The organism is Pseudomonas sp. (assembly GCF_050739655.1).
Classification (GTDB): domain Bacteria; phylum Pseudomonadota; class Gammaproteobacteria; order Pseudomonadales; family Pseudomonadaceae; genus Aquipseudomonas.
The window spans coordinates 23,925-35,248 of the sequence record NZ_JBOIBY010000175.1 but is presented as its reverse complement, the minus strand read 5'-3'; the positions used below and the strand labels follow the sequence as shown (position 1 = coordinate 35,248).

The window sequence follows — 11,324 nt, the reverse complement described above, 5'->3', positions numbered from 1 at the left end:
TATCGCAGAGCGAAATCGTTATTGGGCAGTCCCAAAATCATTGCTGCCACCGACCCTAACGCCCAGCCAGAAAAGCCAGGCGCGCCACCGAGCCACACCTTCAGCGCGCAGCGCCCGATAAAACACCGCGTCAGCGTCTTTGCGGCTGACTTGCCCGGTCGTGTACAGCCAGTCATGCACGGTCGCCGCATAGTTGCCATAACCGGCGACCAAGGCAAACAGCACGAACAGGAACACGTTGTGCAGCAGGTCGAGGCTGGCAAAGTTGGTGGTGGTGCCCGCCGGCACGACAATCACGCCGGCGTCCTCGTCCGCCAGCACCAAGTCTGCCAACAGCGTGTGCTGTCGGCGGCCGACCTGCTCGGTTTTCAGGGTGGTCATAAACCGGCTCATGCGGGCCACCCCTCAGCCAGCATACTTTCGACAAACGTACCGGCCGCCAGCGCGTCCAGCAGCGTCGACTCACGGTTAAAGCAGGCCTGTACATGATCGCTGACTGCATCGGCGATCATCAGCACCTGGGCCGCCGGCAAGTCCACAAAACCATTCGGTGTCTTCCAGCGCAGCACGTAACCCGGATCGCGCATCGCCTTGAGGGCCGACCCGGAAATCAGGGTTTTGCTGCGATCGTCGGTATCAATCGACATGCCGGCTAAGACTATGCCGCCGATTTCATGCTGATAACGGACATCCGCAATGAGAGCGACATAGTCCGGTATTACTTGCGGCGGATCGATTAAAACCGGCAGGCCGCTTGCATCGTGGCCTCTGATTTTCCCCGGGGCCGGATTGGCGATAACCGAAAGGAAAACATCTTCACTTATCTCTACCGCATCAGCCGGCATAGCCGTGCTCAGTCCGGCAAGGTAAGTGCAGCCCGTGCTCGCACTATAAAATCGCTTCATCTTATTCCCCTTCAATATCCAACAGAAATATAAGAAGCCACGAGAGCTGAGCCGGTGTTTGAGTTGTAAAAACTCATACTGGATAGTGTGCGGCCATAGATAGAAACCATAAAACCGGAGTTTGGCGCAGATGAATACTGCGCCATGGCGACACCCACAAGATTCGCATTTGGATAAGCCAGAACTAACGGATGTGCTATCGCTCCACCGGCACTGATTGTTGTCGTCGTGCCCCATTGAATAATTAAGCCAGACAACCAAGAGGGAAATACGACGTACCCATTTGCCGTCAGGCTTACAGAAAACCCAAATCGAAGCTTTTTGGGAGTGATGAATGTCGCATCATCTACACCCGCGTTAGTCAAAGCCTGTGTTGCTACCTTTGCCCAGCCGAATGCTGACTCGGTGGCCTGGTACACCACATTGGCAATGGCCTGGAACACTCGCAACGGGGTCATAACCTTGGAATTGTCAGTGCCCGCCTGTGCTTCCAGCTGCGTGGCCTGCGCAGCGCGCAGTTTTTTCGGCGTGACAATGGTGGAGTCATCCGTGCCGTTAGTCACCAGCGTCTGAGTAGCGATTCTAGCGGTACCTAGAGCGCTTTCTGTAGCTTGAACAACTTTGGCGGCAATGGCCTGAAAGACCCGCAACGCACTCATAGGCTTATTGGTGTCGGCGCCGGTCTCTGCCTCTAGCTGGGTCGCGATCGGGATTCCGTAACCTGCCAGGCTTGTCGCTTTGTCCGCCTTGTTATCAGGGTTGTAATTGCCGGTATGCCAGACGTATTGCCAATCCCCATAGCCGTCGGGCTTCCTACGCCTGAACGCTATATCGTCCACGCCTAGATTATAAGAAAGCGTATAACCATAATCCGAATTAATTACATGATTGAATGCAACGGCACCATAAGACCCACTAGGGTCAGCTTTGACTGGGCGGTTTGCGGCGTTCCCATCGCCTAGAATATACAAGCCGGATTTAAGTAAGGCGTTGTAGTCAGTGGCCGCTAAAGTTGCAGCGAATCCGTCGGTGATTCCATATCCGGCGAGCGTCGTCGGATTGCTGCCGCTTTGAACGACACCCCGATTGTTGGTCGTCACTTTCGTGAAGGTGCCCGCCACTTTGTTAGCCGGTAGCACTGCAATGATCGAAGAGTCGACATATTCGCGGGTAGCAAGCACAACAGAGGGATCGATCTTCAGCACAACGTTGCCGACGCTGGAGACGATGAAATTCATCCGGACAATCTGGGTGCGGCCCGACCCCTGCGACAGCACAGGCTTAAAGCTCGGCGCGCAGTTGGCGATGGCGACGAGATCACCGGCTTCGTCATAAAGGCCGATCTCTCGTACCCACCAGCCGCCAACGTCGGCCGGGATGACCTGCTCCGCGATTAACACCGCTGGGTTTGCGGGGTCGATCTTGAGTTGATTCAGCGGGGCGCGGCGTCGTTCGTTGAGAAGGCGGGTTTGCAGACGATCGGGTATCGGATCTGTGCCGTTGGCATCACCTACACCCAAGTGCGTCAGTTTCCACGGAATGCCGAGAGCATCGGCGTTCGCCTGTTTGGCCTCACCCACGGCGGTTAAGATGGCGAAAAATTGCGAGTTCTGATCAATCATGGGTACACGTCCAGGGTGTCTATGGTGTGTTCGCGTCCAGCCGCGCCGATGTAGCCGGTGACCTCGATGTCACGCTGTACGGGCGGATAAACCGTGATCTCGTCGCCTTCGTAAACGGCGACGCTGATATCTAAATGTCCGTTGGTTTCGAGGCTGATCGCCAAGCCGGTCAGATGGCGAGTGACGGGCTTGGCGTCATCGATCAGGCGCTCGAGCTCCTGATACATTTCCTCAGTGATCCCGGTGTCCAGTACGCCGACTTTCAGCGCAAAGGTGCCCGGTACGCCTTCTGGCACCGTGTTGAACCACTCGATGATTTCGATCAAATAACCCAGCGGCTCGACCACTCGGCGCAGCGCTCCGATCGTTCCCTTGCGGGAGTGGATGAAGTACGAGCCTTTGATGACCTGACGCTTGGTGGCCTCCGACCAGGTGCTGTCCCAGCGGTCGACCGAGAACGCCCAGGCGAGATAGGGCAGCAACTCGATCGGGCATCGATCAGGATTGAGCAAGTCCCTGATCGGAACCGGTACGCGCTCGATCTGGGCGAGCGCCTCGGCCGCCAGCTGCTCAAGCTGCTTGGCGTTTGGCGGCAACAGGCTCGTCATCACAAGGCACCAACCGACACGGTGTAGCTGGTGCAATACGCTGCCTCGGCTTCGCTCGGGGTGAGATCAGTCCAGTTGTGAAGCACAACCTTGCGCACGCCCTCGACATGCAGTGCAGCGTGAATGGCTGACTCGGATATTTCCACGCCGAGGCGCCGCCGCTGGCTGATGAACGTGACCAGGCGTGCCTGCGCCGCTTCGCGGATGGGCTCCGCTTCAGGCCCTGTGGTGGCGAGATAGATAACCGCGTCGACCTGGTAGGGCAAAACTGTTGCTGACTGCACCGTCAGCCGATCGGCGACCGGTCTACGATCATCGTCGCTGAGGTATTGCCTGACGACACTCAGCAGCGCCTGGTCGACGCTTCCGTCTCCGGTCAAGCCCTGAACAGTGACGACGACAACCGCCGGCGACGGGCTTTCTGCCGTAGCATCGGCGACGCGGCCGTCTGCGCTGCGGGCGTGCAAGATGTAACTGTTACGTGGCCCCGCCGTGGAGAGGCCTTCCCATGCCATCTGTGCCCGTTCGCGCAGCGAGTCATCCGACTCCATCACCGCGACGATCGGCGGGACAGCGGCGCTATTCCCCGGGGTCACCACCAGGCGTTCGACGTTGACGTTGGCGGCGAGCTGCTCGAGGTCCTTGCCCTTGGCTTTCGCCAGCATGTTGGCCAGGGACGCCTCGTTCACGCGTTGACGCAGCAGCATTTCGCGATAGGCGTTCTCCTGCAGGAGCTTGGTCAGAGGCTCCGACTCGACGGCCAACGTCGCGGCCACTTCGGCCTGCTGCTCAGCTGGCCAGAGGCTCACGGCGTAGGCTTTGCGTTCGGCGAGGATCTGCTCGTAATCGATCTGCTCGACGACGTCTGGATCTGGAAGCTGAGCCAAGTCGATGGGAGTGAACGTTTTCATGCTGTTGCTCCCAGGCTCAGCGGCACGCGCAGGCTCAATGGTTCATTGGTGTCCACCAGGCTGCCTTCGATGTCGAGGATCGCCTGGCCAGCAACTTCGCCCAGCGTGAGCTGGACACGGCTCAGGCGGATCCGCGGCTCCCAGCGCATGAGCGCGATAGCGGTGGCCGCATAAGCCTGCAGGCGGGTTGCGTTGTTGAGCGGCCAGTCGATCAAGTCGGCGAGCTGGCTGCCGTATTCGCGTCGCATGACGCGGGTTCCAATGGGTGTGGTCAGGATGTCGGCGATCGATTGCCCCAGGTGATTGTTCCCGACGACGGTGCGCCCGGTGTTGCTGTTCATGCCGATCATGGAACTGGCCCCTGGGACGTGCCGTTACCTGCCTGAACGCCAGATGTGCGGTGATTGACCAGGCTGATTTTCTGTTCGCCGGCGACGACGTCCTGGGTGACTGTCACCAGCCCGTCAATCACGACATCACCGGTGACGTGCACACCACCTGGTGCGATGAGATTGGCTTTGCCTCCACCCGGCAGCGTGGCGGTCAGCGTGTGGCTCGCGGTGTCATAGTCGACAATCGCGCCGTCGCGGTAACGGCGCCGGCGCCGGGTTGGCACGTTGTCTGGTGCCGGGAAGCGATCGCTGTACACGCCGAAAATGACAAAGCCGTGAGCCGGATTGCCTGAAGGCGATAGCACCAGGCATTGCTCTTCGACACTTGGCGGATCCCAGTCGCTGTCCTCGCCGGCACGCAAGGCGAAGAACGGCAGCCAGTCAGTCAGCAGGCCGCCCGTTTTCACACGGCAACGCGGCTTTTCCGGATCGAGCTCGGCGATGGTGCCGGCACGAATCAGGTTTTCGAGGCGTCGAGTCAGTTCAGTAAGAGAATCCATGCCGCCGATGTTGCAGGTCGCGCGTGCGAGCTGCATCGGCTGAGGGCTGTAGCGCGGATGCGTACAGGTGAAGGTCAGCCGGCCAGGTGATCAATGAATAGATTGCGGATGTTTTCCAGCTCGTCGCCGCTGAATCCCAGCAACTGGCGGCTTTCATATTGCACATCCGCCTGGCCGCGTTCCGGTCGGTCCTTGAGACCGTACTGGTGAACCCGGGCGATGCGGCTCACACGCCCGACATATCCGACTGATATGCCGTTGGCTGTGGCTTCGGTGCGCAGGTAACGGGCTGTTTTCAACTTGCCGAACATCTTGTTCTTGATCCGGTCCTTTTTTCCCCGCAGATCCTTGGGCTTGCGGGGGGCGAATGCCGAGCCATCAGGGTTGCGCTGCGTCGTGATGCGCTTTGACTGGCTACGACGTAGATCCCGGGCGACGGCGCCGAGCAGTTTGCGGCGTTCACCCTCTTCGAGTTTGGCCAGCAACATAGAGACCCATTCTTCCAGCGCCTGTAGGTCATTGCTCACGGTTGTTCCCACCGCGTGATGAACTCGCCGTCAGCAGTCCAAAGCTCAAGCCCAGGCATGGTGAACGGGTCATCGTCGACCACTGGCTCCGGCGGATGACTGACGACCAGGTTGCCGTTGTCCTGGCGCTTGACGATGACTCGCTCGGTTAGCGGCAACTTGATCGACAGGTCGACTTTGCTGTTGTCCAGGACATCCGCCTCGAAGGCGACGGCTGTTTTGCTGCGGTCGACGTTCTCCATCAACTCCCGCTGGTTCACCAGGATCCACGCGAAGAGGGGAATGGCGATCGCGTCAGGGTGGCCGGCGTAGTCCGTGAAGATCAGATTCAGCGTGTAGCTGTATTCGAATGACAGCCCAAAGGCCGCAGTGCTGCGCATGGTGCCGTTGTCGATGAACACCATCAGACGGTCCGGGTTTTTCTTTAACTCCGGTACCGAGGCGAGCAGGTGAGCGCGAAGCGATTCAGGTTTGTTCATTGTTTGCCGGCCTGTGCCTGCTGATGCTGATAAACCATATCGACCTGCGCAGCGCATTGGGCCCAGTCGCCCTCAGTCGCCTCCTGGTCGGTGAGCAGGGCGCCGTTCTTGTCCGGGTTAGTTGCTGACAGGGTGCATGGCACGACGGCCGGACAACCAGTCGCGATATGCAGCGGCTCCGGTGATGGCGGGGCGCTCCCGCATCCTGCGAGCTGCATCAGGGAGAGACTGATCAGCCCAAAGGCGAAGTTCGGCATTCTCACGTTTCAGTTCCTCGATCGTTCGTTGACGGGCGGCGAGCCCTTGGCGCAGCTGGTCTTGCAGGCCGCGCAATACGGTTTGAGCGGTGCGTTCTTCCTGCAGGGACAACTGGAGCCGAGCGGCCGTTTCCTCGCTGCGCGTCGCTCGAGCAAGCGCGGTACCAGCGGCATCTTGTGCCCGACCAGTTATTTGCTCTGCGACCTCGATCCGCTGAGACTGCCCCCAGATAAGCAGTGCGATCGCGGCGAGCAACGCGACGCCATAAATCGCCTGGCGCAGCGTGCTCACGCGCGGTACCAGCCGGCGGCGTTCATCGCGGCCGTATCGAGCTTGCGCACGTCGCCGCAGACGACCACAGCCTTTACGCCTGGTTTCGCGACAGCGATCGCTTCACCGAGTGCCCGGGCCAGTTCAAAGGGAGAGCCCGCCGGCAGGAGAAAGACGTCGCCATCGACGGGGCTGAGCTTGCGGATCTGTTCGTGGTCAATCATGCGGCCTCCGGAATAGGGCAGCCTGCAGCGTGACGCTGGTAGGCGCGCTCCAACTTGGTGTCGTAGAGGTTGCGGGCGAAGTTGGGGCCGTTGTAGGCCCTGGCAAACGCTGCCCATTTCTTGCCCTTCAGCGCTTTGAGCAACGCCGGGTCAGCTTCGATAAAGCGCACGAACGCTTCGAATTGTTCGTTCTCGTTGCGCGCCATCCGATCGGTGAAGTCCGTCACGCTGGCGTAGCCGAGGCGTTCAGCGTGATAACCCATCACCTGGAACGCGCCCCAACTGGCCGACTCCAGCGCGCAAAGGTCATCGATCAACCGGGCGTTAGCCAGGCGCTGGTGCTCTGCCGTGCCGCCGGCGTAACCACCAGGCTTTGAATTGACCAGGTTGGGCTGTACGGCAGCCAGCTGATCGACGTGGGCCTTCAAATCTGCTGCATCATCACCAGGTGTGCGTGGCGTGCCGAGCTGGCGATACATGATGTGACGCTCGAAAAGAATCTTCGGCTTGCCGTTGTCCAGGTAACCGCTGCCCTGGCTTTCGACCTCGTTGACGGCCATGACCGAAGCGAGCTCGACGCCTAGGCGCGCTGCAGCTTTCACCAGCTCGGTGTGCTGGAGCAGGTTCGAACAATCCGCGCCGGCGAGCGCCAGAGCGGTTTTCGATCCCGCAATACCGTCGATTACCAATCCGACCTTTCGCTGGTAATTACGCACCGCCGCCTCAGTGGCATCACCGAAGTCGCCATCCGGATCCAAGCCGGCGCCGTGCAGGTTCAGTCGCTGCTGCAGTGTGCGGACCTCTTGCCCGCGATCGCCGTGGCGCAAAGCACTCATAGCTGATTCACCTTGCGGTCAAAGAATTGCTTGGCCAGTGCGCGGGTTCCCTCAACGCCGAGCAGTCCGATCACACCACCGAAAAACGGGCCGGTTGTCGGGGGGATGCCGAGCAGAAAAAGCCCGTGGCTTGCCGAAAGTGCGAGTGTGCCGCACAGCGGTGCTTCAAGCAGAACTCGGCGCAACGTGCCGCCGCCGTAGATGATCCGTAGAGCAGCGATCACGCAGGCGAGTCCGCCTGAGTAGATGGCTGGCCAGTTAAGTTCGAGCCAGGCAGCTAACCAGGCCCATGTATCCGGTTTGTCAGGCATGCGCGTGATTCCGCTGTCCAGGGTTGAAGGTGATGGAACGTCTATGTCGGTGGTGCGGTGGATCAATCCCATAGGTTCACCATTTGCAGCTCCGGGGCTTGCGGTGCGATATCCGGCAGCGCCACCAACGTGCCGTGCGGGATGATCGTGCCGAAATCCGATAGTCCTGGGTTTGCCTCGAGCACAGCCTCTGTGATGCCGGCGGTGCGCCCGTAGACCCGCCAACAAATGGCGTCGACGGTGTCGCCCTGGTCGGCATACACGGAGGTCGCCATCAGATGAGCTCCACGGTGGAATGACCGACGCCCAACAGATCGCGGATGGCGAAGCGGGCGTCACGGCGGTACTCATCGACCGAAGGAGTCAGTTCATCGGCATTTTTGTTGCCTTCGGCGCTGCTGTCGTAGCTGCGATAACGCTCAGCAAGCTCAGCGCCGACACTGCAGTAAATGGAGCGCCGATACAGGTGGACGAAGTGGCTCTCGCCATTGACCTCGAACCCCGGCACGGTCGCGATGGTGGTGTATCCGTTGGCCACATGGCTCGCCTTGACCTTCGCCAGTTCGCCGTTCACCTGGATCAACGCGTTGACGGTCACGACTTCAATCCGTGCGTCAGTGATGCTGCCATCCAAGCGGATGGCCGAGCGCAGGTGGACGACATCGATGTCAGGCCAGAACCCGTCGTTGGTGATAACGAACGGCTCGTCGTTGCGGCCGGTGGCAATAAATCCGCTCATGGTTCAGCCCTAAGTCGGCGGTGGCCGGGGCGTCACAGCGAGGAAAGGAGAGAACCTGCTGTTCAGCACCGGGCCGCCGGGGTTGCGGGGTACGCTCTGTCAGCTCCCCGGTGGGGGAGCAATCTTTTTCAGCAGGCGCTCAGCGCCTTCCAAATCCTTTTTGCCGCCGCAGCTGCCGTTGAGCTCGATGGCGCGTTTGAGCAGTTCGATACCGGCGATTACCTGACCGGGTTGGCCAGGGTTATCGACCGTCAGACCTGCCACGGTGGCGCGTCCTGTGGCCAGGTACAGCTTGGCCCTGACTTCGTCCGGCATGTCCTGCTCAGCGGTCAGCTCCATCGTCCGGTGCAAAATGGCGAGGTCGAATCCACCGCTGGCTTTCTGGGAGATCAGAGCGCCTTCGGCAATTTCCTCGGCCACCAGACAGCCGGTGGTTCGTTCGAAGCGATCGGGCATCAGCAGGTTGTGCTGCAACACATAGGCTGCGATATCGAGCGCGCCGGTGTAATCGCTGGCGTCGACGCGCCAGATCATGATGGTGGTAAGTACTTCGTCCTGGGCACCATTGCCCGCAGCGAGAACCCCATCGACGTAAGGCACGTAGGCCGGGAGAAGCTGCAACTTCAGCGCGGCTTTACCTTCGTTCGACTGGATTTGCTTGAGCCGCAGACGGTCCTGCAGTAGCTGGGCCAGCTGCATTTCGTAGGCCGTCCCACCCGCCATCGAAACGGCGGGCGAAGCGGCTGCGGCCTCCTGCGAGGCAAGCGCTTGCACCCGGTGACGCTGAGCGAGAGAGAGGCCCATGGTTACGCGGCCTCTTCGATGTTTTCGACCAGAGCACCGAGACCGAAATCCTCGATCACGTAGTCCTCGTTGGACGACTGGTAGTCGGCGATGCGATCGCGCTCCGGCTCGTCCTTGGTCATGCGCCGGCGGCTGCTGATCTGGAAGTAGATCGACAGGTTTTTCAGCGTGGTGATCATGATGCCGCCGTCGATGAAGAACGGAGCGTCTTCAATCGGCAGGCCGCCCAGCGTGCCATTGGCGAGGATCCGCGCAGCTGCCAGCTCGTTTTCGTTGTCTGCCGCGCCTTCGATGTTGGCCAGGAACTTCGAGTGCAGCAGGTTGCGATCGACCAGGACCACCAGATCCGGACGCTTACGGTGCCATGGGTCCAGCAGCTGGATGGCGTCGTAGACCAGACCGTCGAGGGTCTTGTAATCGCCGGTCGGGCCGATGGTGACCTTGCCGGCAACCTTGCCGCTGCTGAGCACACGTTCCGGCGCTTTGGTGCGGTATTTCTCCAGCCAGCCCACGTTCACGTCTTGCAGCAACTGGTTGGTTGCGCGATCAGTCGTCGGCGCAGCGCTGGTGCCATTGAACCCGATCATGATGCGGTCAAGAGCTTGGCGCTCGACGATCGCACCGGACAGGCGAGCCTGGAAGTCCGGGAATTTCGCCCAGGCATCCAACAGCGCGTAAGGGATCGCGGTGTCGAAGTCGGTCTTTTTGCAGGCGTACGTGTCGTTTTTCAACGAGCTCACGCCGCGAGGATTGCGGGCGGTCTGATTGGTGTCAGTACGACCAGCGATCGTCGAGCCAACGCCCAGAACAACTGCCTCGCCGTCTTTTTCGTCGACGCCCAGCACGTTGATTTTTTTCAGGAACCCGCTGGATTCTTGGATCGCCGTTTCCAGCTTCTGCTGGACGGAAGGGGTGACGGTGAATTTTTCCGCCACGGATCCGACGGAGTTGATCGCGGCGATCTGTTTGGTGAAGCCGTTGAAGGCAAGCCGTGTTTCGTTACGCATAGTGTTCTCCTGGAGAGCTTGTTAGGGCCGACGTGATCAGTAGGCGGTCAGCACCGCGCCGTCGCCGCCAGGCATTGGTGGGCGGGTCGATTGGCTGTGATCCTGGGTGTCACCCAGGCGCTTGATCAGGTCCGCAAAATCGGTGATGAGCTTTTCCTGTTTTCCGGTGAGGGCTTTCAGCGCTTCATCGGCCGACGCGACAACTTTGGCCTGGTCAGCGGCGTGACCGGCCAGCGCCTCCACGGCGTCGTTCAGCTCGCTAAATTGAGCGTCGTCCTTGTTCGCTTTGGCCTTGCTCCGGCCGAGCAGATCGGAAACCCGGGAGAACAGGCCATCGATCACGCTCGGGGTCTCGACGACTTCGTCGAACTCCAGCTGCGCTTCGACCAGCTCCGAGAACAGGTTGTCCGGTTTGCTCTTGCGAGCTTTAAGCGGCGAGGCGTCTGGGTTCTGCGCGCTGAAGGTCAGCATCTCGGTACCGAGGCTCGCCGGCGAATCGGTGACAGCTAACCCGTCCAGGTAAGCGCGACCGGTGTCGGCAAACTTCGGCGAGATCTCGATGCTGGTGTAGAGCTTTTGGCGCGCCTTGTTCATGGCGATCAGGTCGTCGGTCGGCTCGATCTGAACGAACAGGGCCAGCTTCTTCACGCCGTTGACGTCGACTTCTTCAGTCTTCGCCGCCAGCACATCGCCGTAGGCACGGAACGGGCTGTCGGGCAGGACGCTGCGGTAATGCTCCACCCAGACGCGAGCGGCGTAGGTGTTCGGGTTGTAGGTTTCGGCAGCATCGACCAGCCATTGGCGCTCGATCTGACGACCATCAGTGGTCGCACCTTCGACGGCGACGCGGAACCATTTGGAGCGAAACTTTTTCTTCATGGAACAGATCCTCAAGCGGTGCTGCTGGGTGCAGTTGCGTTGAGGTACATCC

The 11,324-nt window shown here is 60.2% G+C and carries 19 protein-coding genes; all 19 read right to left on the bottom strand.

Annotated elements, in window-relative coordinates:
* Positions 1-18 precede the first annotated feature (18 nt).
* Positions 19-381 carry a DUF1353 domain-containing protein gene (locus ACRESJ_RS08370; protein ID WP_431757490.1) on the bottom strand — a complete coding sequence of 121 codons (363 nt, stop codon included), beginning with the start codon at positions 379-381 and terminating at the stop codon, positions 19-21.
* 8 nt (positions 382-389) lie between these two features.
* Positions 390-905, bottom strand: coding sequence for a DUF4376 domain-containing protein (locus ACRESJ_RS08365; protein ID WP_431757489.1), 516 nt, complete (start codon positions 903-905; stop codon positions 390-392).
* Positions 906-916: 11 nt separating this feature from the next.
* Positions 917-2,527 (bottom strand): phage tail protein, encoded by a 1,611-nt coding sequence (locus tag ACRESJ_RS08360; protein ID WP_431757488.1) that lies wholly within the window; start codon positions 2,525-2,527, stop codon positions 917-919.
* Positions 2,524-3,135, bottom strand: coding sequence for a phage tail protein I (locus ACRESJ_RS08355; RefSeq protein WP_431757487.1), 612 nt, complete (start codon positions 3,133-3,135; stop codon positions 2,524-2,526). Before ACRESJ_RS08355 ends, ACRESJ_RS08360 begins: the two co-directional genes overlap by 4 nt.
* A complete protein-coding gene (locus tag ACRESJ_RS08350) occupies positions 3,135-4,046 on the bottom strand; it encodes a baseplate J/gp47 family protein (RefSeq protein WP_431757486.1) in 912 nt (303 codons plus the stop codon). The genes ACRESJ_RS08355 and ACRESJ_RS08350 overlap by 1 nt, the downstream gene beginning before the upstream one ends.
* Positions 4,043-4,396: a GPW/gp25 family protein gene (locus ACRESJ_RS08345; RefSeq protein WP_431757485.1), complete on the bottom strand. Its 354-nt coding sequence runs from the start codon at positions 4,394-4,396 to the stop codon at positions 4,043-4,045. Before ACRESJ_RS08345 ends, ACRESJ_RS08350 begins: the two co-directional genes overlap by 4 nt.
* Positions 4,393-4,974, bottom strand: coding sequence for a phage baseplate assembly protein V (locus ACRESJ_RS08340; protein ID WP_431757484.1), 582 nt, complete (start codon positions 4,972-4,974; stop codon positions 4,393-4,395). Before ACRESJ_RS08340 ends, ACRESJ_RS08345 begins: the two co-directional genes overlap by 4 nt.
* A 38-nt stretch (positions 4,975-5,012) precedes the next feature.
* The gene (locus ACRESJ_RS08335) at positions 5,013-5,465 is read right to left on the bottom strand and encodes a phage virion morphogenesis protein (protein ID WP_431757483.1); all 453 of its coding nucleotides are present in this window, start codon (positions 5,463-5,465) and stop codon (positions 5,013-5,015) included.
* Positions 5,462-5,944: a phage tail protein gene (locus tag ACRESJ_RS08330; protein WP_431757482.1), complete on the bottom strand. Its 483-nt coding sequence runs from the start codon at positions 5,942-5,944 to the stop codon at positions 5,462-5,464. The genes ACRESJ_RS08335 and ACRESJ_RS08330 overlap by 4 nt, the downstream gene beginning before the upstream one ends.
* Entirely contained in the window at positions 5,941-6,162 is a 222-nt protein-coding gene (gene lysC, locus ACRESJ_RS08325) for an Rz1-like lysis system protein LysC (protein WP_431757481.1), read from the bottom strand. The genes ACRESJ_RS08330 and lysC overlap by 4 nt, the downstream gene beginning before the upstream one ends.
* Complete coding sequence (gene lysB, locus ACRESJ_RS08320; RefSeq protein WP_431757480.1) at positions 6,062-6,493, bottom strand: Rz-like lysis system protein LysB; 432 nt, start codon at positions 6,491-6,493, stop codon at positions 6,062-6,064. Before lysB ends, lysC begins: the two co-directional genes overlap by 101 nt.
* Complete coding sequence (locus ACRESJ_RS08315; RefSeq protein WP_431757479.1) at positions 6,490-6,696, bottom strand: hypothetical protein; 207 nt, start codon at positions 6,694-6,696, stop codon at positions 6,490-6,492. Before ACRESJ_RS08315 ends, lysB begins: the two co-directional genes overlap by 4 nt.
* Positions 6,693-7,532 (bottom strand): N-acetylmuramidase domain-containing protein, encoded by an 840-nt coding sequence (locus ACRESJ_RS08310; protein WP_431757478.1) that lies wholly within the window; start codon positions 7,530-7,532, stop codon positions 6,693-6,695. Before ACRESJ_RS08310 ends, ACRESJ_RS08315 begins: the two co-directional genes overlap by 4 nt.
* The gene (locus tag ACRESJ_RS08305) at positions 7,529-7,843 is read right to left on the bottom strand and encodes a phage holin, lambda family (protein WP_348126281.1); all 315 of its coding nucleotides are present in this window, start codon (positions 7,841-7,843) and stop codon (positions 7,529-7,531) included. Before ACRESJ_RS08305 ends, ACRESJ_RS08310 begins: the two co-directional genes overlap by 4 nt.
* Before the next feature lie 62 nt (positions 7,844-7,905).
* A complete protein-coding gene (locus tag ACRESJ_RS08300; protein ID WP_431757477.1) occupies positions 7,906-8,118 on the bottom strand; it encodes a tail protein X in 213 nt (70 codons plus the stop codon).
* Positions 8,118-8,582, bottom strand: coding sequence for a head completion/stabilization protein (locus ACRESJ_RS08295; RefSeq protein ID WP_431757476.1), 465 nt, complete (start codon positions 8,580-8,582; stop codon positions 8,118-8,120). Before ACRESJ_RS08295 ends, ACRESJ_RS08300 begins: the two co-directional genes overlap by 1 nt.
* A 99-nt stretch (positions 8,583-8,681) precedes the next feature.
* Positions 8,682-9,386: a terminase endonuclease subunit gene (locus ACRESJ_RS08290; RefSeq protein WP_348126285.1), complete on the bottom strand. Its 705-nt coding sequence runs from the start codon at positions 9,384-9,386 to the stop codon at positions 8,682-8,684.
* 2 nt (positions 9,387-9,388) lie between these two features.
* Positions 9,389-10,393, bottom strand: a complete 1,005-nt coding sequence (locus tag ACRESJ_RS08285; RefSeq protein WP_431757475.1) for a phage major capsid protein, P2 family — start codon at positions 10,391-10,393, stop codon at positions 9,389-9,391.
* A gap of 36 nt (positions 10,394-10,429) precedes the next feature.
* The gene (locus ACRESJ_RS08280) at positions 10,430-11,272 is read right to left on the bottom strand and encodes a GPO family capsid scaffolding protein (protein ID WP_431757474.1); all 843 of its coding nucleotides are present in this window, start codon (positions 11,270-11,272) and stop codon (positions 10,430-10,432) included.
* Positions 11,273-11,324: the final 52 nt, after the last annotated feature.

Coding starts and splice junctions, on each gene's coding strand:
- ACRESJ_RS08370 (WP_431757490.1), bottom strand. CDS start 381: ATGACCACCCTGAAAACCGAGCAGGTCGGCCGCCGACAGCACACGCTG.
- ACRESJ_RS08365 (WP_431757489.1), bottom strand. CDS start 905: ATGAAGCGATTTTATAGTGCGAGCACGGGCTGCACTTACCTTGCCGGA.
- ACRESJ_RS08360 (WP_431757488.1), bottom strand. CDS start 2,527: ATGATTGATCAGAACTCGCAATTTTTCGCCATCTTAACCGCCGTGGGT.
- ACRESJ_RS08355 (WP_431757487.1), bottom strand. CDS start 3,135: ATGACGAGCCTGTTGCCGCCAAACGCCAAGCAGCTTGAGCAGCTGGCG.
- ACRESJ_RS08350 (WP_431757486.1), bottom strand. CDS start 4,046: ATGAAAACGTTCACTCCCATCGACTTGGCTCAGCTTCCAGATCCAGAC.
- ACRESJ_RS08345 (WP_431757485.1), bottom strand. CDS start 4,396: ATGATCGGCATGAACAGCAACACCGGGCGCACCGTCGTCGGGAACAAT.
- ACRESJ_RS08340 (WP_431757484.1), bottom strand. CDS start 4,974: ATGCAGCTCGCACGCGCGACCTGCAACATCGGCGGCATGGATTCTCTT.
- ACRESJ_RS08330 (WP_431757482.1), bottom strand. CDS start 5,944: ATGAACAAACCTGAATCGCTTCGCGCTCACCTGCTCGCCTCGGTACCG.
- lysC (WP_431757481.1), bottom strand. CDS start 6,162: ATGCAGCTCGCAGGATGCGGGAGCGCCCCGCCATCACCGGAGCCGCTG.
- ACRESJ_RS08315 (WP_431757479.1), bottom strand. CDS start 6,696: ATGATTGACCACGAACAGATCCGCAAGCTCAGCCCCGTCGATGGCGAC.
- ACRESJ_RS08310 (WP_431757478.1), bottom strand. CDS start 7,532: ATGAGTGCTTTGCGCCACGGCGATCGCGGGCAAGAGGTCCGCACACTG.
- ACRESJ_RS08305 (WP_348126281.1), bottom strand. CDS start 7,843: ATGCCTGACAAACCGGATACATGGGCCTGGTTAGCTGCCTGGCTCGAA.
- ACRESJ_RS08300 (WP_431757477.1), bottom strand. CDS start 8,118: ATGGCGACCTCCGTGTATGCCGACCAGGGCGACACCGTCGACGCCATT.
- ACRESJ_RS08295 (WP_431757476.1), bottom strand. CDS start 8,582: ATGAGCGGATTTATTGCCACCGGCCGCAACGACGAGCCGTTCGTTATC.
- ACRESJ_RS08290 (WP_348126285.1), bottom strand. CDS start 9,386: ATGGGCCTCTCTCTCGCTCAGCGTCACCGGGTGCAAGCGCTTGCCTCG.
- ACRESJ_RS08285 (WP_431757475.1), bottom strand. CDS start 10,393: ATGCGTAACGAAACACGGCTTGCCTTCAACGGCTTCACCAAACAGATC.
- ACRESJ_RS08280 (WP_431757474.1), bottom strand. CDS start 11,272: ATGAAGAAAAAGTTTCGCTCCAAATGGTTCCGCGTCGCCGTCGAAGGT.